The following is a 17,830-nucleotide window of genomic DNA, read 5'->3' as shown; positions in this document are numbered from 1 at the left end:
TGCGCAAACCATAAGTCTAAAATTACACCAATGGCGAGAATGAAGTACGATCTTTGAACAAGAATAGTGAGAAACCCAGCCGCAAGTATCAGCCACCACAATCCACCAATGACTCCTGAGATGAAGATTCCCGATAAAAATGCGTGGAGGCACTTCATATATTAACGTACGCGTACAAACCGTAAGGTATGCAGATTTATTGGTGTTCGAACACGAATACGTTGAAATGCATCCGTCGATTTTGTCTCAATATCTTGAACATCTCCTACAATCACTGTTTCTCTACTTGCCAGCACAACTGGGTCACCACTTCTAATATCTGCGTCACGTGCAACTTCTGCAACCATATTTCCGTTACCAATACCTTGTACCGTTAGTTCGGTGAGCCGTTCGCCAGAACCAACGAGAACGGTAGTCCTCTCAGCTGGTGCAGATAATAATCGAACAGTTGCATTTGTTTTTCCAATTTCTTCTATTTTCCCAATAAGTATATTTCCTTTGCCAAAAACTAAGCTACCGACTGAATACTGTGTATCAGCACCCCGAGAAATAATAAGTGTTCCATATGGATACATTCCACCCCGAGACAAAACGTTAGCGAGTATTCCAGTATGTAGTACGGTGTCCTCCTCGCCCAATAGAGCTCGAAGTTCTTCATTCTCAGCAACAAGTACCAAATTGTTGAGTGCGTACAATTCTAGCTCGGCAATTCGTTCTTTTAATCTATCCTGATCTCTTTGCAGTGTTGTTTTTCGAGCAAATGCCTGCTGAACAGACACAATTGCGCTGCCTATCATCGTGTTTGCACTAGATACCACCTGTACCGGTGTACGGGCTACATTCGCAACACTCCCTTTTGTTACATAATCTACTCCAAACAATACGACAGCTAGAAACACAAAAGCAACAAATACTTTCTTTTTCGCGCCACTGTTATGCCGATTATTCTGTAGGTGAAAGTTCATGGCTTTGTGTTATAAGTGCTTCCTCATACGCGTCTATGTCTTCGAGTATCATCCCAGTACCACGAACAACAGCAGTAAGCGGATCGTCCGAAACATATACTGCAACCCCGAGATGTTCAGTCAGCAGTTCAGCAAGACCCCGAATAAGTGCCCCTCCTCCTGCAAGATAAATCCCTCTTCTCATAACATCTGACACTACTTCAGGAGGCGCTGTCTCAAGAACTTCTTTAACTGAATCTATCAACTGATCTACTGAACTTGCTATAGCTTCTCGTATATCAGCATCTGTAATAGTGATTTCTCGTGGTAGTCCAGTTACAAGATCGCGTCCGCGGACGGTTGCTTCAAGTGGTATGTCTTCTTCCAATACGGCAGCTACTGCAATTTTTAATTCTTCTGCAGATTTTGCACCAATAAGTATTTTAAACTCACTTCGAATGTAGTTTATGATGTCATCGTTTAGTTTGTCTCCTGCAATCCGTACGTTTTTTGCGTTCACTAACCCACCCAAAGACACGATACCGATGTCGGTGGTTCCTCCGCCAATATCAATAACCATTGAACCAGAAGGGTCTTTAACAGGAAGCCGGATGCCGATAGCTGCTGCCATAGGCTCTTCAACAATAAAAACTTGGCGTGCACCAGCGTTACGCGCCGCATCTTGTACTGCTCGTACCTCAACAGATGTAATCCCCGAAGGTACACCGATAACAACACGAGGGCCTAACAGACGTGATTTTCCGTCTTGTGCTTTCCGGATGAGGTAACTAAGCATTTCTTCAGTTACTTCAAAGTCAGAAATCACTCCATCAATAAGCGGCTGTACTGCGACAATATGTGATGGCGTTCTCCCAAGCATCTTCTTTGCATCTGCACCAACTGCAACAACCTGCCCAGTTTTCTGGTTAAGAGCTACCATTGAAGGTTCATTAATTACAATTCCCCTTCCATTCACATAGACAAGAGTGTTAGCGGTACCAAGATCAATACCGATATCATCAGACACAAGGCCCGAGAATCGAGCGCGTATACTTTTAACCAATGTTTTTAAGCGATCCATACTGTAAACTTAGTCGCTTAGAAGTTCTTGTTCGTGTATAAATGTTGATACACCGGTAGATCGTGTGACTAGTTCGTACTCACCTGAAGCAAGTGTTTTTTCGCTCACAATAATTCTTTTAGGAATCCCTATCAGGTCAGCATCTGCGAATTTTTCTCCAGCTCGCGCGTCCCGGTCATCATAGAGCACAGACATGTTGCGAACTTTCATTTCATTAAACAATCGCTCCGCATCTGCACGAACCTCTTCGTTTCCATTGTCGAGCACAATTAAATGATGACCAAACGGCGCAACGGCTTCAGGCCATACTAACCCCTTGGCGTCAGCAAATTTTTCAACCAACACACCCATAAGGCGTGTAATCCCGATACCATATGAACCCATCCATACTGGCACGTTCTTTCCTTCGCTATCTTTAAATGTAAGTCCAAGCTCCTCACTTTTCTGAGTACTAAAGTTAAATATGTTTCCAACTTCAGCAGTTGAGACTTTCTCGAGCTCGTCTTTCGTAACTCCTAAATCAGCCAATGTCTCATCGTTCAAAACTTCTTCATTGATGGCAATGTTTTTCTCACGATTTATGTAAATAACATCTTCACCTGCTTCGGTAATAGTCTGAAATTCGTGACTGAACTGAGTAAAGGCACCTCCTGCTGCAAAGGTTACAAATGTATCTTCTCCAACGCCAACGCGATCAAAAACACGCTTATATGCTTGCGTGGCATTCTCGTAGAACACATCGTGGTCATCCTTACCAAGTGAGAAAGAATACATGTCCTTCATCACAAACTCCCTTCCTCGCATGATGCCGCTCTTGGCTCTTAATTCGTTACGTAATTTTGTTTGGAACTGATAGACATATACTGGCAAGTCGCGAAAGCTTGAAACGTAGTTTCGCATCATCTCTGCGATAGGTTCTTCGTGTGACCAGCCAAATCCAACTTCTCCACCAGCAGCTAATTTAGATTTAAACCACACATCGACATTCTCATCGCTCCATCGGTCGGTCTTGCTCCACAATTCTTTACGCTGCAGTGCGGTCATTATAAGCTCCTGCCCATCAATGGTATTCATCTCTTCGCGTACAATATCTTTTATTTTTTCGATAACGCGAATACCTAGAGGTAGGTAAGCGTATACGCCAGCCATTTCCTTATGGATGTATCCTGCCCGAATAAGTAATTGAGCATTTCGTGATACTTCGTCTGCAGGCGCTTCTTTGCGCGTCTTGGTAAAAAGGTGAGACTGACGAAGTGTGTGATTCATAGTGTTGCAATACTACCAAAAAATATGACTGAAATGAAGTTTACACCTTGCGAATCAATACGCACGAAATTATACAACCATAAGAAAACCCCAGACACCAAATGTCTGAGGTTTGTACAATTACAATAATAGTTAATACCGTTGAACAATCAGTATGTCGTCATATTTGATTTCGTTGACATCGTAACCACGAGAGTGCATATCGCGTCCAATTTTTAGCGTACTTCCGGTGTTATTTAAAACAAAACCGTCAAATCGAGTCTTATCCACCCTAATTATTGACACTCTATCTCCCTCATTAGCGTTCTCTGGATCGATAGATACCGAGTCATTTTTCTCTATTGATTTCATAATTTTCCCTTATTATTCAATAATACCTTCACACATAATGCATCCAAATCCCTTGCAGTGCAATTAAGAAACCAATCGTGCAACATCATGATACGTTACAACTACCATTAAAAGGATTAATAAAGTGAATCCAAGAACGTTAAAAACAGTTCCTATTTTCTCATTTATAGGGCGCCGCGTTATTGATTCGATAAGTACAAATAACAAACGTCCGCCATCGAGCGCTGGTAATGGAAGTAAGTTTATAACGGCAAGGTTCACCGAGATGAATGCAGTGAAGTACAACAAGTATACGATTCCAACAGAAGAAGCATCGCCAATTAATCCAGCGATACCTACCGGGCCAGCAATTTGAGCCCAGTCAGCATTCCCCGTTACAGCTGAAACAATAAAAGCGCCTAAGCCAAGAGTAACTGTCTTCAGTGCCACTACAGTAGTGGTAAATCCTCCAACAATTGCTTCCCCAAAGGAAAGTGATTTGTCAGCTACAAGTGCCATAGAAATACCCACTGCAGGCGTTCCTGGTGTTTCGTTTAATACACCGTGTGCTGGTGTTACTGTTACATTCTCTATCTTCTGAGTTTCTGAATCACGTATATATGAAAGTGCGATTTGCTTACCAGCACGCTCTTGGATAAACGTAGCAGCCTCACTTGGTAGGAGTGTTTCGAGGGTAGCCTTAGGTGTTTCGATTGCAACTATTTCATCCCCAGCAACTAAACCTGCTAGTCCTGCAGGAGAGCCTGCAACAACAGAACTTACAATGAGACGTGTTTCAAGCCCAGCTGCTTCTGATTCATCTATTGCAGTTGGTGCCCCCATAAAAAGAGTGAGCGTGAACAAGAACCACGCAAATACGAGGTTAAAAAGAATACCTGCAAATAGGACTGCTGCCTGCTTTATTTTTGGTGCGTGTACAAACGCCTGTTTACGCTCTGTGTCTGTATATTCTTCATCATGTCGCTCACCGAATATACGAACAAATCCCCCAAATGGTAGCCAGTTTATTGTGTAGGTGGTGTGTCCAAACGTACCAATAGTGAAAGCACGCGGTGGGTACCCAATACCAAACTCTTCAACTCGGATACCAAAAAGTTTCGCCACCAAAAAGTGACCAAGCTCATGAACAACAATGAGGATAACTAGTATCGCAACGAACAGAATAAATGACATATCTTATTGCTGAATTTCAGTTTCCTTCTTTTTAAATAACCCTTCAAGTGATGCATTCGCTTCATCGATACGTTTTTGCAATTCTTCTTTATTGCGAAACTTATCATCTTCACTTAACTCTCCATCTTTTTCTTTTGACTGAATATCATTCCAGGTTTCTTCTCGTGCAACACGAAGGCTTTGTCGAGCATCTTCAAGTTTATCTTTACCGAGCTTAACAAGCGAGGCTCTCCGTTCTGAAGTTAATTCTGGAAAAGAAATCCTTACCCCTTTCTCATCAGTCGATATACCAACGCCAAAGTTCGCATTGGTAATTGCTTTTTCAATCTCCTTAACTTGCGAAGCGTCCCAAGGAGTAATGCGAAGCGTCCGCGCATCTTCAACACCAATGTTGGCTGCTTGACTAAGTGGAATGCGAGATCCATAGCTTTCGATTTGCACAGAGTCGAGCAATGTTGGTGTCGCCCGTCCCGTCCGAAGACCCTGATATTCCTTTTGAAGCCATTCTTTTGTTTCTACTATCTTTTGTTCTATTGTTTTAAAATCGTACATACTGCAAGTATACAAACACTTTAGCCATTAGGAAAGTTGCGGTGTCACCAATGCAACACTTTCCATAAGTATTTTCAGCGAAGCTCCTTTGTCTTTTATGACTTTACGTACTTCTACAACATGCTTCGAAGCTGCGCCATACGACACATGTGCTTTGTTTTTATACAGCTCATACTCAACACCGTTAAGAAGAAGTTCTGCACTTTTTAAATCCTTTTCTTTTACTATCGGCTCAAGAAGTGAGATGCGCTCACCGAGAGTCGCCTTAAGAAAATCCTTTCCTAAAGAGCTATTGTTTTCTTCCTGTGCTTCAGATTCAATAGTAAAAACCCTAGAACGTAGCGTAGGTAAAATATCACTTGCACTAGAAACGCAGAGAAAAAAGTGCGTACGCTCTGGTGGTTCTTCAAAGAGTTTCAATAGTGCATTCTGAGCTTCTCGTGTACACGAACGTGCTCTAAATATAAATAGTTGCGTACCAACTGAACGCATATTTGCGAGATGAATAAGTTCTCTGCTGTCATCTATTCCGAGGGATTCAAAATCTCGAACGTATACTTCAGAAGTATCGTTTATGGTACGTAAATGATGTTGGAGCTCATTAAACATCTCTTCAGTGTCTTCAAGAAGATATGCGTGGTGCATATCAGCAATATCGATTATCTTCGAGAAATCCATGAAGTTATTATACACTGCACCCCGATTACCTCTTATCTCTTAGAAAGAATCGCCTTCTTATATATATCTAAATGCTGTAATGCAATTCCTGTTCCTTTTGCCACACTGTACAAAGGATCTTCAGCGAGAGTTGCCTTGACTCCAGTACGACGATATACAAGCTCTGGCAAATTACGTAATTGACTCGAACCACCCGACATTGTAATCCCGTTATCAATGATATCTGCCGCTAATTCAGGTGGAGTGTCTTGCAGGACATCACGAATGGCTTTTACAATCTCGCGTAGTTCACGCCCGATAGCCTTTACCACTTCGTTCGTACTCAATTCAACCGAACGAGGAAGCCCTGTTAGATAATCACGCCCCTTAACAGTCATCGTTAGCTCATCTTCCAGTGGAATAGCTGAACCTATCTGAGTTTTGACATCCTCTGCACTTTTGTCACCAATCGCAAGGTTAAATGTTTTTTTTATGTGTGCGGTAATAGCTTCATCTATCCGGTTACCAGCACACTTAACTGATGTTGAAGCCACGATTCCACCAAGTGAAATCACCGCAACATCAGTTGTGCCTCCTCCAATGTCTACAATCATGTGTCCCTGTGCTTCATGAATAGGAATACCTGCACCAATTGCGGCCAATATAGGTTCTTTTACAACCTGTGCGGTTTTAGCGCCAGCTTTTACTGCTGCTTCAATAACTGCACGGCGTTCAGCTGAAGTAACTCCAGCAGGAACAGAGATCATAACGTCAGGTCGAAATATACTCCACCACTTCGTAGCTTTACGCATGTAATAGCGCAACATGGCTTCGGTGACCCGATAGTCTGCGATAACACCATCTTTCATTGGTCGATACGCAACAATATCGTCAGGAGTACGCCCTACCATTTCTTTTGCTTCGTCTCCTACTGCAAGAATCTTATTTTCTTGCTCTGAAATAGCAACTACAGATGGCTCACGCAGCACAACTCCCTTACCAGGAACATAAATGAGTGTGTAGGTCGTTCCAAGATCGATACCTAATTTTGGGGTAAATGAGAATTTCATAGAAGTACCGTGATTGTACTTGTTTCCAACACTTTTACAAATATGTGAATATGTGGTTGCCAAGATGAATTGAGAATGCAATAGTGGAAACAGACGAAAGGAGGAAATGATGTTTAACATATTCTCTAAAAATCCAGAGCTGCCGATAGATGCAGTATCTCTTTCTGAAAATGCACGTGCATGTATAGAAGATATGGAGAATGATCTTTTAGGCTCTCTCTCGTGCACAATTCCTCAAGCAGATGAGGACGTTGAGTTGATTTACCGAGAGTGTGGCGACGGATGTCTCCAGGTGTCTGCAAAGATTCCAGGGACACTCTTCACGTTGTCCAAAATCTTTGGAAAAAGCGAGTGGGGACTAACCGCTCAGAAGAATCTGCACTAAATATAGGGCGACCGCAACGCGATCGCCCTATCCCTTTGCAAATGCCTAAAAAATTGCTTAAATGAAAATATGAAAATAAAAAACGACCCCCGAAAGAAATACATATTCGCTGGTGGCATAGTTGTAGCCGTTATTGTTCTTGCCTTTGGTGTTATTAGCCAAGCAGGCTATGTCTTCTCTGGGCCGTACCTCGTGAAAGGAGGTGTACTTGAAATTACAAATGCTGTCCCAGACAGCGCTGTTTTTATTGACAGTCACCGCGTTGGGCGGATACAAAACAATGGTTCTGGAGAGTTCCTTGGTATCAAACCAGGTATGCGCAACGTACTTGTTGCTCATCCTGAAAGATGGCCATGGATTCTCGATTTCGATATAGATGCAGGATCAACAATGACACTTGCTCCACTCCAGGTATTAGAAGAAACTGATGGCGAAGTACTCAGCAATGCTGCTGACCCAGTTCGCATTCGTGCAGAACAAGAAATTGCACAATACCGTGAACCAACTCGTATCCAGCCACTTAATCGAACGGGCATTCTTGTGTGGGTTGAAGGATCAAACATCCTCACTCAAGATGGTGATATTGTTCGTACAGTATTTTCGTCGACTTCGCCCATACGAAACGTATTGTGGTATGGAGATAGGAATGATGCGATAATCGTCGCAACACAGACAAATGTTTTTGCTCTCGACTTACGCGCAAGTAGCCTTCAAAATTTCCAGCCAATCTACTCAGGAGGCTCACCTAAAGCAGCAGCTGATCCAATTCGTTCAAATAAACTATTTATTGAAGAAGCAGGACAATACTTCTCAGTATCCATTTAACTCTTTTGACTACAGCTCGCTGACCACTTCAATGTGAGCACCAATATCTGAAAGCCGTTCAGCAATTCGCTCGTACCCTCTTTCTATTGAGTACACATTTCTCAGTAGTGACGTACCTTCAGCTGCAAGCATTGCAATAAGCACTACAACTGCAGGACGCAGTGCTGGAGGACATACCACTTGCGCACTTTTAAGCTCAGTTTTTCCTGTTACAAACACACGGTGTGGATCAGCCAGTTTTACATCAGCTCCAAGGCGATTTAATTCAGTGAAGTAAATCGCACGTCCCTCCCATGCCCAATCATGTATAAGTGTTGTGCCTTTTGCTTGAGTAGCAATAGGTACGAAAAATGGCAAGTTATCGATGTTTAAACCAGGATACGGTAACGGATGAATTTTTAAAGCAGACGCTTTTAGTTCTGAGGGGTAGATTGTTATATCCACCAATTTTGTCTTTCCATTCTTCGCAAAGTACATATCACTCTTCTCAAACTTAAGACCCATGTACGAAAGTTTCAAAAGCTCTACCTCAAGAAAATCTATTGGACATCGCTTTACGGTAAGCTCCGAGTTAGTTACTGCTGCTGCACTGATAAACATCATGGACTCTATTGGGTCTTCACTGTTGTAGTGTGTAATTTCTTTATTTATTTCTTCTACTCCGTATACGGTCAAGGTTGTAGTGCCAACCCCATCAATACGTACGCCAAATTGTCTCAGCAAAAAGCATACGTCTTGCACTTGATAGTTTGGTGGCGCGTATTTAATAACCGTCTTGCCCGGAATAAGTGCTGCAGTCATCAATGCGTTTATTGCAGCAGTATCACTTGCCTCATACATAATAATTTCAGCAGGCTTTAGTTTCTTTTGAGAAAACGCGTAGTGGTTCTCGTACGTTCGAACTTTTAGCCCAAGTGCCTCGAGCGCATGACGGTGCGCCGCAATCGTTCGGTCACCCATGTTACAACCTCCGGCATGCGGTAGTGTAAATTCAGTCTTGTTGTGAAGCATTGGACCGATAAGCATAAGCACTGAGCGCATCTTCTTTGCTGACGCTTTATCAATGCTCGAAAGTTTAAAGTTTTTTGGTGGAGTTATTTTGAGTGATGTTCTATCTACAGACTCGAGCTGTACTCCAATGCTTTTAAACACCTCTATCATTCGATAGATTTCCTCAATTCGTGGTATACCATGAATAGTAGTTGGTGCATTGTTTAAAAGCGCTGTGCACATAAGTGCCAGCGCGCCATTTTTTGAAGTATTCGTAACAGCAGTACCGTGTAGTTTCTTTCCGCCTTCAATCTGGAAATCAACACTCTCTTTAATACCGACAACTTGGTGATGAAGTACGTCACTTATTTTAAACAACTGTGCAGACGAAAGGTTTTGTTCCCCTTTTTCCATGCGAGCTACAGCTGACTGCGAAGTGCCAAGTGCTTCAGAAAAAGCCTTTTGCGTGAGCCCTCGCTTGCGGCGAAGCTCCTTTATGAAGAGTCCGATTTTCTTATGAGAGTCTGATGCCATGTCAAATCCTAATGCGGTTATGGTATATCATATATGGTATAACGCAAGTATTATATCCCCTATGGTATGCTATTTGCACTATGTTCATAGTACACGTCACACCCATCGCAAAAGGAGGTCTCGAACAACTTTCGTACTTCTCGCCACAAGATTTCACTGTCGGCAGTGTTATACATGTACCACTAAGAAAGAAAGAGATTCCTGCGCTTGTACATAAAGTAGAAGATGCTCGGGCCATTAAGGCACTCCTCAAAACAAATCTATACGAAACACGAAAGATTCGAAAGCAAAAAGAACTTCATGTATTTTCGTCTGAATTTGTTCGCGCCGCACACACAACAGCAGAATACTATGCAACTTCCGTCGGTATAGTTATACAAAGCTATGTGCCTGCAGCAATTCTTAAAGATGCAGAAGAAGGTAATGCTACGAAGAGAAAAACAAATAACAATGTGGGCACGGGTTTCGAGAAACTAATGTTACAACTCAGCCGTAAAGACCGAATAGAAAAATATAAAACAATAATTCGCAGTAACTTTGCACAAGATGGCTCCCTCTTTCTGTGCGTTCCTACTGTTCGCGAGGCTCGTGTACTCTATGAAGAATACAGTAAGGGCATAGAAAAATATGCGTTCCTTCTTGAGAGTTCTCAGTCCCCAAAGAAACAAAAAGAAACGTGGGATGCAATTCTGGATGAAACACATCCGGTACTCATCATTGCAACACCAGTGTTTGCAAGCATTCCACGAGACGATATTTCGATGTTTATTTTAGAGAACGAAATGTCGTCTGCTTACAAACAACAGGCCCGCCCGCGAGCTGATGCACGTATTCTCATAGAATATCTTGCACAAGAAATGCGTAGTGCACTCGTCTATGCTGGAACGACAGTCAGTTTAAAAGTGCACAAAGAGATGGAGAGTGGGTTCGTACGCGAACTTGAAGAACATACCTTAAAACTACGAACGAGTAGCAAAACACATATTATCGACGCAAAAGCTGCACGCACATTCGCAAAAGAAAAAAAGAAAGAGTTCCCAATACTTACGAATGAATCTATCGATGCACTGAAAGAATGTAACTCACGTAAAGAGCACTCTTTTGTGTTTGCGGCACGTCGAGGTATCGCCTCTCACACAGTATGTAACGACTGCAACACAACGGTAACCTGTATGCACTGCAAGTCACCCGTTGTGCTACATAAACGCGGCGAATCGCGTGAACTTCTGTGTCATAGATGCGGTACCTCACGAGACGCACACGAAACATGCATGCAATGCAATAGCTGGGATCTTGTTCCATTAGGAATAGGTATCGAACGTATAGAAGAATATATTCGTCTGCATATCCCAGAGGCTCCACTTTTTGTACTCAATAGTGATACGGCAAAAACTCCAGCGAAGGCTAAAAAAATAACCGATTCATTTTATGAGACAGAAGGTGCAATTCTTATTGGTACCGAAATGACGCTTCCCTACATTACACAAGAAGTTTCTTGTAGCATCATGAGCTCAATAGATTCCCTTTTGTGTATTCCTGACTTTCGCATCGAGGAAAGAATTTTTGCAATCATTACAACATTAAAAGAACGGTCGCAGAAACACGTATATATTGAGACCAGTTCACCCAACAATGCAATGCTCAAACATGCAAAAACTGGCTCACTCTCAGAATATGCTCGAGATGAACTTATACTACGCAAAAAAATGCACTATCCGCCGTATACTCATTTGATAAAAGTGACTTTCAATGGAACCAGGGCTCTTGTTATTGGAAATATGCAGAAATTTATTGAACTGACACAAGAATACAAACCACGTGTGTTTGCAGGGTTTATACCTCGCGGACCAAATCTCGAACTTCACGCACTTATTCGTACAAAAACCAGCTCGTGGCCAGACACGAAACTTACATCCATCCTCAAAGCGCTCCCATCTACTGGAAGTGTTGACGTTGACCCAGAAAGGACGCTCTGAGTTTGTTTCTAAACGCCTCAATTGACCGAGCGACCAATTTTTCTTAATACGCAGTATTTAGAAATAATGGAAGTATTCTTGTGGTGGCGTTTAGAAGAGCTCTACCAAGCCACCCTAAAACAGCAAACACTTTTTTTGTGACCCATATCGCGCTATAGTCTTGATATGAAAGAGATTATTCATGATGGAAACGACATACTGCGTACAGTATCTAAAGAAGTTTCTGAAGGTGAAATACAAACACCTCGTATTCAAGGGATCATACAAGACATGAAAGACACATTGGCATCAGAAAAATTTGGTGTAGCTATTGCAGCCCCTCAAATTGGAGAATCTGTTCGCATTTTTATAGTGGGTGGAAAAGTCTATGCATCACGAGAAGGCCAAGAGTACGATGCAAAGAAGTACCCTGATCAAGTATTTATAAATCCAGAAATACTAAAGGCTTCAAAAAAAATGCGCTCTGGTGACGAAGGCTGTCTCTCTGTTCCATTTAAGTACGGTATAAAAGTTGTGCGCCACGAAAAGATAACTATTTCTTACTACGACGAACAGGGAGAAAAACAACAGCGTGGTGCATCGAGTTTTTTAGCACAAGTATTTCAACACGAAATCGATCACCTCAATGGCATCCTCTATACCGACCATGCAACAACTGTTATTGCAGTTGATCAAGACATGAATCCCCTTGAGGAATAATTGTATTTTGTTAGACTGCTATTAGATGTAATTTGTGTGTTTTTGTTGAATTTCGTCCCCCCGGAAGCTTCAACAAGGCGTACACACAAATGGCAGGCAGCTTCTGTCCCCTATGGCGGTTGCCTGTTGCGCCATGACTTCTCTATCCCCTCGGAGTCATGGCGCATTTACATATCTACATAAAACCCAAGAATAGATATTCTTATAATTACTGAGTAGGTAGCACCCTCATACATTTTACTTGCATACTTATTTGCATACACTACTATTCACACTATGAAAAACATTCCCTTTGTATTCTTTGGCACTCCAAAGCTCGCCACACTCGTTCTTGAGGAGCTCAAAAAAGAAGGGCACCTTCCATCACTTGTTGTTACGGCGCCAGATAAGCCAGTTGGGCGTGGCTTGAAACTTACCCCATCACCAGTAAAAGTGTGGACGCAAGAAAATGCTATTCCAACACTAGAACCCGAAGTATTCGATGAACACACAGCACAAGTACTCAAAGAACAAGGATCTGTAGTATTTATCGTTGTTGCGTACGGAAAAATACTCCCCCAGTCAGTAATTGATATCCCTCAAAAAGGCATTCTTAACGTACACCCATCACTGCTTCCAAAGTTTCGGGGACCTTCACCAGTTCGTAGCGCGATACTCCAAGACGAAAAGAACACTGGTGTAACTGTTATGAAAATTGATGAAAAAATGGATCATGGCCCAATTCTTGTTCAGGAGAAATATACACCACCAACGTGGCCGCCGAACGCAAAAGAGCTCGATGAGTATCTCTTTGTTCGCGGTGGTGCATTACTTGCAGATGTTCTTCCAAAATACGTCTCGGGTGAAATATCGCCATACGAGCAAGATCACGAACAAGCCACTTATTGTAGATTGTTTACTAAAGAGGATGGTTTAATCAATCTTGTTGAGGATCCATATACAAACCTGCTGAAAATTCATGCATACCGTGGCTGGCCAAATGCATACTTTTTCACAGAACGTGACGGCAAAGACGTACGTATCAATATCGCATCAGCTCATATTGAAAACGATGAACTCATAATCGATGAAGTTATTCCCGAAGGGAAAAATAAAATGTCGTATGATTCATTCATGCAAAATTAGATAAGTTGTATGCGAGAGAATCCTAACAATCAAATCCAAAACTTTAACGCACTAGAGCTAGTGCGTATAAAAGAAGAAATAACTCACAAGCTTCCAGTGAATCGTCAGAAGAAGCCGTTCCGTCTTAGTGCAATCGAACAAGCAAAAGATGGCTGGCTAGCAACTGTTGTTTTTCGAGATAAAACGAAAATGGAAGTAAAAAGCACTGATGACGACGTGTATTAGAATATACGCTGCCGATAACGTTTCCAAAAATATTATTCCCAAAATCTCAACATCTTTTTTATTTTCAAACCTCCTTCTCGTAGCGAATCTAATCGTTTCGTCTTCCCTCTTCGCAATCTTCGGGAGAGCTCATCTTTTGCTTCATCGAGTGCAGCGTGCAATGTTTCACCTCTACCAACTGCATGTGTACGGTCTACCCCTGCGTGAATAGTTATGTCCGCTCGAAAAATATCACTTCCCGTTTGTTGCCCCTGTTTTCGCTGCAATCCTATTTCTGCACGAATATTTTCGTCATCAACTGCATGCAATAGTTTACAAAGCATATCCACCTTTTCTTCTGCGTATGCACGTATTTCGTCTGTTAACTCAATCGTTGGTGCCTTATATTCTATGTTCATAGTAGTTTTATTACATTAGTAAACCTACTCCTTTATTATAAACGATTTTTTACGAGCGCGGTGCCCGGTTTGTATACTTACATGCTCAACGGGAATCTTGTAATGCTCAGCTATGCATTCACGAGTTCGCTGATTTGCTAAGTTACGTTGTGCAGGTTCGCGTATGTATACCTCGAAAGAATTTTTACCATCAGTCAGTACCTTCTCTTTTTTAGAACTCGGAAACACTTTGGCGTACACTACCCTACTTTCCATGAGTCTCTTTTAGGTACGCAATGATGTCATCACTTTCATACATACTAACTCCGGCTTTTTCGTCAACAAGAAAAGGTACTTGCTGTTTACCCCCGAGTGAAAGCAGTTCATTATAATCAGCCTCATTTGTACTTATGTCGCGCAAATCAATAGCAATATCATTTTCACGTGCAAACAGAACAACCTTAATACAATATGGGCACGTTGGTCGGTAATAGAGTTTCATATTTTACTTTTCAATTCTTTTATACCGTCCCATAAGTTCTGCTTTCGCAAGTATGTGATGCTTCATCAGCATTCGTACCGCTTCTTTTGTAATACCTTCTTCACCATCAAGAACAGTATCGAGTGCGTACAGCATGAAGAAATACCTGTGCTCAGCATCAGGCGGACATGGACCTCCGTATCCAAGTTTGTTTCCTGTGTTCAACCCAAGTACTCCTTTAGGCTCTTCTCTTTCTCGTATTACTTTGGTTTCAGGTGGTATGTTAAATACAATCCAGTGATCCCACATACCATCTTCGCGAACGAAAGTTGGAACATCAGGATCTTCCATTATTAATACTAGTGATTGTGCTTCTGCTGGCACATTTTCTATATGTAACTCTGGTGAAATATTTTCTCCGTCGCACGTATAGACACTTGGTATCAAGTTATTGTTCTCAAAAGCTGGACTTGTTATTTTCATCTCTTCCATTCCTTCATCATACCATTTTTGTATACGACCGTTCTGCATTGAAAAACGCGTTAGGTCGTGTAGAATACGCCTCAGTTCCGAAAGGAACTCATACCGAAACGTTTCGACGTTTAAACATTCCGCGGTAGCTCAGCGGTAGAGCAACCCGCTGTTAACGGGTAGGTCACAGGTTCGAATCCTGTCCGCGGAGCCAGAGCCAAACGACCCCAGTGTGAGAACATTGGGGTCGTTTTGGGTCTCTCTGCGGCAGGATTCGAAAAGAGTCGCTGGTATACAAAATATGAAACGTAGTGAAGTAGGCTTGTCGGCGACGGCGGGGTCGCGTCACTTGGAATTTTGGAGCCCACGAACAAAATACTTAGCAAAGGTAGCCAAATCCTGCATTATAGGAATACTTTTGCTTTTAATGCCAGTAAACTGCATACACAAAGAAAGTTGCTACGGAAACATCTATTGACAAAAGTATTAGTATGTGGCATTATCTATTCAGATCCTGCTCAACAGAAGGAAACCGAAGAAATGAGTACAACACGAAAGTTTCAAGTGGAACCAGGACCTCATTACACAGGTCACTATCTGGTAGTTCATTTTGTCTCATCTCGACCATCAGGGCTTAGCCCTAGATTGGGACATGAAGTATGGGTCATTGATATGGGCGAGGAGGTCAAAGACACCTTCATAGGTGCAGATGCGTCTGGTCCCATCCCAACAACTAAGTTGGAAGACGTGGTGTCACTTTTTGAAGAAAAAAAGGGGAGTAAAGTAACTAAGATTGGTACAGAGTTCCCTCCAAATAATTCAGACGATGCTATCCCCTCTCACATGTACAATGAAAAAAACGTATTTTCGCGCATGTAATTCTAAGACTATTGAGTAGTCGAAGATACGGACAAAACCACTGATTAGCCACGATTTATCAGTGGCTTTTCTTTTATCTCAGCAAAATGTTCTAGTGTCGTCCACTGCGCGGAGCAAACAAAATAACTCTTAACCAAAGGGTTATTTTTTATGTCCAAACGACATGTTCGAACTTTTGGTATACTTTGCGAATGAATAAAGCAAATCTAATTTGCCCTTACTGTAAACACGTACAGGAAATAGCGGTACCTCAAACAGGTTGTCTTGCATTTCATACGTGCGAAAAATGCAGGGAAATGATATCCGTACCAAAAGGAAGCAAAAATTGCTGTGTCATTTGTGAGTATGCGAACAAAAAGTGTCCTGCTCCTAACGTTGAGTAAATTTGAAATTAATATACTAGACTAACATGACACTCGATGTTATACGAAAGTCAATAATTAACGATTCGGCTAATTCATCTTTTACCAAAAAGGGATGGGTGCCGGTATACACTGCCAATGAAGACGCGCGAATTCTGATCATCGGGCAAGCTCCTGGGCATATCGCACAAGAAAGTACTGTTCCCTGGAATGATAAAAGTGGCGACAATCTACGCACATGGATGAACATCAATAGAGATACCTTTTACGATAAGGCCAAGATAGCGCTTGTGCCCATGGATTTTTATTTTCCCGGAAGTAAAGAGCACGGTGACATGCCTCCTCGAAAAGACTTTGCAGCAAAATGGCACCCAAAAATACTTGCATGTATGACACATATCAAACTAACAATTCTTATTGGGCAATATGCTCAGACACATTACCTAGAGGAAAACCGAAAAGAAACACTTACCAAAACAGTACGTGCATACAAAGACTATCTTCCAGAATACTTTCCGCTTGTACACCCATCTCCACGGAACAATATTTGGCAAAAAAAGAATCCATGGTTTAAGGAAGACGTATTACCGAATCTACAGAAAGTTGTCATAAAGGCGCTTTGGTAGTTACAATATACATATGTACCTCACAAAAATTTTAACTGTACTATTTAGTACGCTCCTTGTGCTGTGTGTGCCACTTTTGGCAATGCAATTTACTGACCACGTAGTTTGGGGTCTTGCTGATTTTATTATTGCTGGTGTCTTGCTACTGATAGTTGGGTTCTCCTACCAATTCCTCATACGAAGAAAAGACGCATCCACTATTGGACGGATAATTGGCATTAGTATTGTTATAGTAATCCTTCTTACATGGGCTGAACTAGGAGTTGGCCTCTTCGGGACTCCTTGGGCAGGCTCCTAAATAGGATATTTTGAAATTTAGACTTTGTTACACTTCACATATGAAAAATCAAAACAAAACACAAAAAACAAACCTGAGTCCTGCAAAATATTTAAACGCCATCAAGGACCCCGAAAGAAGAAGGGACTGCAAAGCTATTGCGAAACTAATGCAAACACTGAGTAAAAAGAAGCCCAAAATGTGGGGCGCCAGTATAGTTGGCTTTGATGAATACCATTACAAATATCCTTCTGGACGAGAAGGTGATTGGATGAAAATTGGTTTTAGTAATCGAAAGGATTCAATTTCACTGTATCTTACCTGTGACTTAGACGCGCTAGCGCCATTATTAGAAAAACTTGGCACCTACAAAAGAGGTGTTGGGTGTCTCTATATTAAGAAGTTGGAAGATATACACATAGGCGTTCTTACACGCCTTATTAGAGAGGCCTTAAAACAGAACCCTCATCAATCAAGTGCATAGAACGATTCGTAATTAAAAAT

Annotated in this window: 23 protein-coding genes and 1 tRNA gene; 11 read left to right on the top strand and 13 right to left on the bottom strand. The window is 41.9% G+C overall.

The window, feature by feature from the left end; translation table 11 throughout:
• Window positions 1-161: 161 nt before the first annotated feature.
• The 8 genes from JXR01_00590 to JXR01_00555 form a co-directional block, all read right to left on the bottom strand.
• Window positions 162-965 carry a rod shape-determining protein MreC gene (locus tag JXR01_00590; GenBank protein ID QSH39498.1) on the bottom strand — a complete coding sequence of 268 codons (804 nt, stop codon included), beginning with the start codon at window positions 963-965 and terminating at the stop codon, window positions 162-164.
• Window positions 943-2,025 carry a rod shape-determining protein gene (locus tag JXR01_00585; GenBank protein QSH39497.1) on the bottom strand — a complete coding sequence of 361 codons (1,083 nt, stop codon included), beginning with the start codon at window positions 2,023-2,025 and terminating at the stop codon, window positions 943-945. The genes JXR01_00590 and JXR01_00585 overlap by 23 nt, the downstream gene beginning before the upstream one ends.
• A 9-nt stretch (window positions 2,026-2,034) precedes the next feature.
• Complete coding sequence (locus JXR01_00580; protein QSH39496.1) at window positions 2,035-3,291, bottom strand: prolyl-tRNA synthetase; 1,257 nt, start codon at window positions 3,289-3,291, stop codon at window positions 2,035-2,037.
• A 132-nt stretch (window positions 3,292-3,423) separates the two neighbouring features.
• Window positions 3,424-3,642, bottom strand: a complete 219-nt coding sequence (locus JXR01_00575) for a hypothetical protein (protein ID QSH39495.1) — start codon at window positions 3,640-3,642, stop codon at window positions 3,424-3,426.
• Between the two features lie 63 nt (window positions 3,643-3,705).
• Window positions 3,706-4,815 carry an RIP metalloprotease RseP gene (gene rseP / locus JXR01_00570; GenBank protein QSH39494.1) on the bottom strand — a complete coding sequence of 370 codons (1,110 nt, stop codon included), beginning with the start codon at window positions 4,813-4,815 and terminating at the stop codon, window positions 3,706-3,708.
• A gap of 3 nt (window positions 4,816-4,818) precedes the next feature.
• Entirely contained in the window at window positions 4,819-5,367 is a 549-nt protein-coding gene (frr, locus tag JXR01_00565) for a ribosome recycling factor (GenBank protein QSH39493.1), read from the bottom strand.
• Between the two features lie 27 nt (window positions 5,368-5,394).
• On the bottom strand, window positions 5,395-6,045 hold the full coding sequence (locus tag JXR01_00560; GenBank protein ID QSH39492.1) for a hypothetical protein: 651 nt from the start codon (window positions 6,043-6,045) through the stop codon (window positions 5,395-5,397).
• Between the two features lie 32 nt (window positions 6,046-6,077).
• Window positions 6,078-7,094, bottom strand: coding sequence for a rod shape-determining protein (locus tag JXR01_00555; GenBank protein ID QSH39491.1), 1,017 nt, complete (start codon window positions 7,092-7,094; stop codon window positions 6,078-6,080).
• Between the two features lie 106 nt (window positions 7,095-7,200).
• Between JXR01_00555 and JXR01_00550 the strand changes: the two genes are divergently transcribed.
• Window positions 7,201-7,479 carry a hypothetical protein gene (locus JXR01_00550; GenBank protein ID QSH39490.1) on the top strand — a complete coding sequence of 93 codons (279 nt, stop codon included), beginning with the start codon at window positions 7,201-7,203 and terminating at the stop codon, window positions 7,477-7,479.
• A gap of 69 nt (window positions 7,480-7,548) precedes the next feature.
• A complete protein-coding gene (locus tag JXR01_00545) occupies window positions 7,549-8,304 on the top strand; it encodes a hypothetical protein (protein QSH39489.1) in 756 nt (251 codons plus the stop codon).
• Window positions 8,305-8,313: 9 nt separating this feature from the next.
• On the opposite strand, the gene JXR01_00540 is transcribed toward JXR01_00545, so the two are convergent.
• Window positions 8,314-9,828, bottom strand: a complete 1,515-nt coding sequence (locus JXR01_00540; protein QSH39488.1) for a UDP-N-acetylglucosamine 1-carboxyvinyltransferase — start codon at window positions 9,826-9,828, stop codon at window positions 8,314-8,316.
• Between the two features lie 80 nt (window positions 9,829-9,908).
• Here JXR01_00540 and JXR01_00535 point away from each other — a divergent pair, with 80 nt between their 5' ends.
• The 4 genes from JXR01_00535 (at window position 9,909) to JXR01_00520 (ending at window position 13,853) form a co-directional block, all read left to right on the top strand.
• Complete coding sequence (locus JXR01_00535; protein ID QSH39487.1) at window positions 9,909-11,804, top strand: hypothetical protein; 1,896 nt, start codon at window positions 9,909-9,911, stop codon at window positions 11,802-11,804.
• A 165-nt stretch (window positions 11,805-11,969) separates the two neighbouring features.
• Window positions 11,970-12,503: a peptide deformylase gene (gene def, locus JXR01_00530; GenBank protein QSH39486.1), complete on the top strand. Its 534-nt coding sequence runs from the start codon at window positions 11,970-11,972 to the stop codon at window positions 12,501-12,503.
• Window positions 12,504-12,779: 276 nt separating this feature from the next.
• Complete coding sequence (locus JXR01_00525) at window positions 12,780-13,628, top strand: methionyl-tRNA formyltransferase (GenBank protein QSH39485.1); 849 nt, start codon at window positions 12,780-12,782, stop codon at window positions 13,626-13,628.
• A gap of 9 nt (window positions 13,629-13,637) precedes the next feature.
• On the top strand, window positions 13,638-13,853 hold the full coding sequence (locus JXR01_00520) for a hypothetical protein (protein QSH39484.1): 216 nt from the start codon (window positions 13,638-13,640) through the stop codon (window positions 13,851-13,853).
• Between the two features lie 32 nt (window positions 13,854-13,885).
• Here the strand turns inward: JXR01_00520 and raiA are convergent, their stop codons facing one another.
• Genes raiA through JXR01_00500 form a run of 4 tightly spaced genes read right to left on the bottom strand, consistent with a single transcriptional unit; the run spans window position 13,886 to window position 15,194 of the window.
• Window positions 13,886-14,251: a ribosome-associated translation inhibitor RaiA gene (gene raiA / locus JXR01_00515; protein ID QSH39483.1), complete on the bottom strand. Its 366-nt coding sequence runs from the start codon at window positions 14,249-14,251 to the stop codon at window positions 13,886-13,888.
• Between the two features lie 24 nt (window positions 14,252-14,275).
• On the bottom strand, window positions 14,276-14,506 hold the full coding sequence (locus JXR01_00510; protein ID QSH39482.1) for a DUF167 domain-containing protein: 231 nt from the start codon (window positions 14,504-14,506) through the stop codon (window positions 14,276-14,278).
• Window positions 14,496-14,732, bottom strand: coding sequence for a glutathione S-transferase N-terminal domain-containing protein (locus tag JXR01_00505; protein ID QSH39481.1), 237 nt, complete (start codon window positions 14,730-14,732; stop codon window positions 14,496-14,498). Before JXR01_00505 ends, JXR01_00510 begins: the two co-directional genes overlap by 11 nt.
• A 3-nt stretch (window positions 14,733-14,735) precedes the next feature.
• The gene (locus JXR01_00500; protein ID QSH39718.1) at window positions 14,736-15,194 is read right to left on the bottom strand and encodes a YbhB/YbcL family Raf kinase inhibitor-like protein; all 459 of its coding nucleotides are present in this window, start codon (window positions 15,192-15,194) and stop codon (window positions 14,736-14,738) included.
• A 127-nt stretch (window positions 15,195-15,321) separates the two neighbouring features.
• Here JXR01_00500 and JXR01_00495 point away from each other — a divergent pair.
• The 5 genes from JXR01_00495 to JXR01_00475 all read left to right on the top strand — a co-directional run bounded on the left by JXR01_00495 (window position 15,322) and on the right by JXR01_00475 (window position 17,810).
• Window positions 15,322-15,396: transfer RNA gene (locus tag JXR01_00495), tRNA-Asn, on the top strand.
• A gap of 326 nt (window positions 15,397-15,722) precedes the next feature.
• Window positions 15,723-16,061, top strand: a complete 339-nt coding sequence (locus tag JXR01_00490; GenBank protein QSH39480.1) for a hypothetical protein — start codon at window positions 15,723-15,725, stop codon at window positions 16,059-16,061.
• Between the two features lie 409 nt (window positions 16,062-16,470).
• Window positions 16,471-17,049 carry a uracil-DNA glycosylase family protein gene (locus JXR01_00485; protein QSH39479.1) on the top strand — a complete coding sequence of 193 codons (579 nt, stop codon included), beginning with the start codon at window positions 16,471-16,473 and terminating at the stop codon, window positions 17,047-17,049.
• 13 nt (window positions 17,050-17,062) lie between these two features.
• Entirely contained in the window at window positions 17,063-17,347 is a 285-nt protein-coding gene (locus JXR01_00480) for a hypothetical protein (protein ID QSH39478.1), read from the top strand.
• 40 nt (window positions 17,348-17,387) lie between these two features.
• Entirely contained in the window at window positions 17,388-17,810 is a 423-nt protein-coding gene (locus tag JXR01_00475) for a DUF1801 domain-containing protein (protein QSH39477.1), read from the top strand.
• Window positions 17,811-17,830 lie beyond the last annotated feature (20 nt).

This window comes from Candidatus Kaiserbacteria bacterium, from assembly GCA_017134395.1.
Classification (GTDB): Bacteria; Patescibacteriota; Minisyncoccia; order Phycocordibacterales; family UBA2100; genus UBA2100.
The sequence above is the reverse complement of the archived record's forward strand: the minus strand, read 5'-3'. Positions and strand labels throughout refer to the sequence as shown.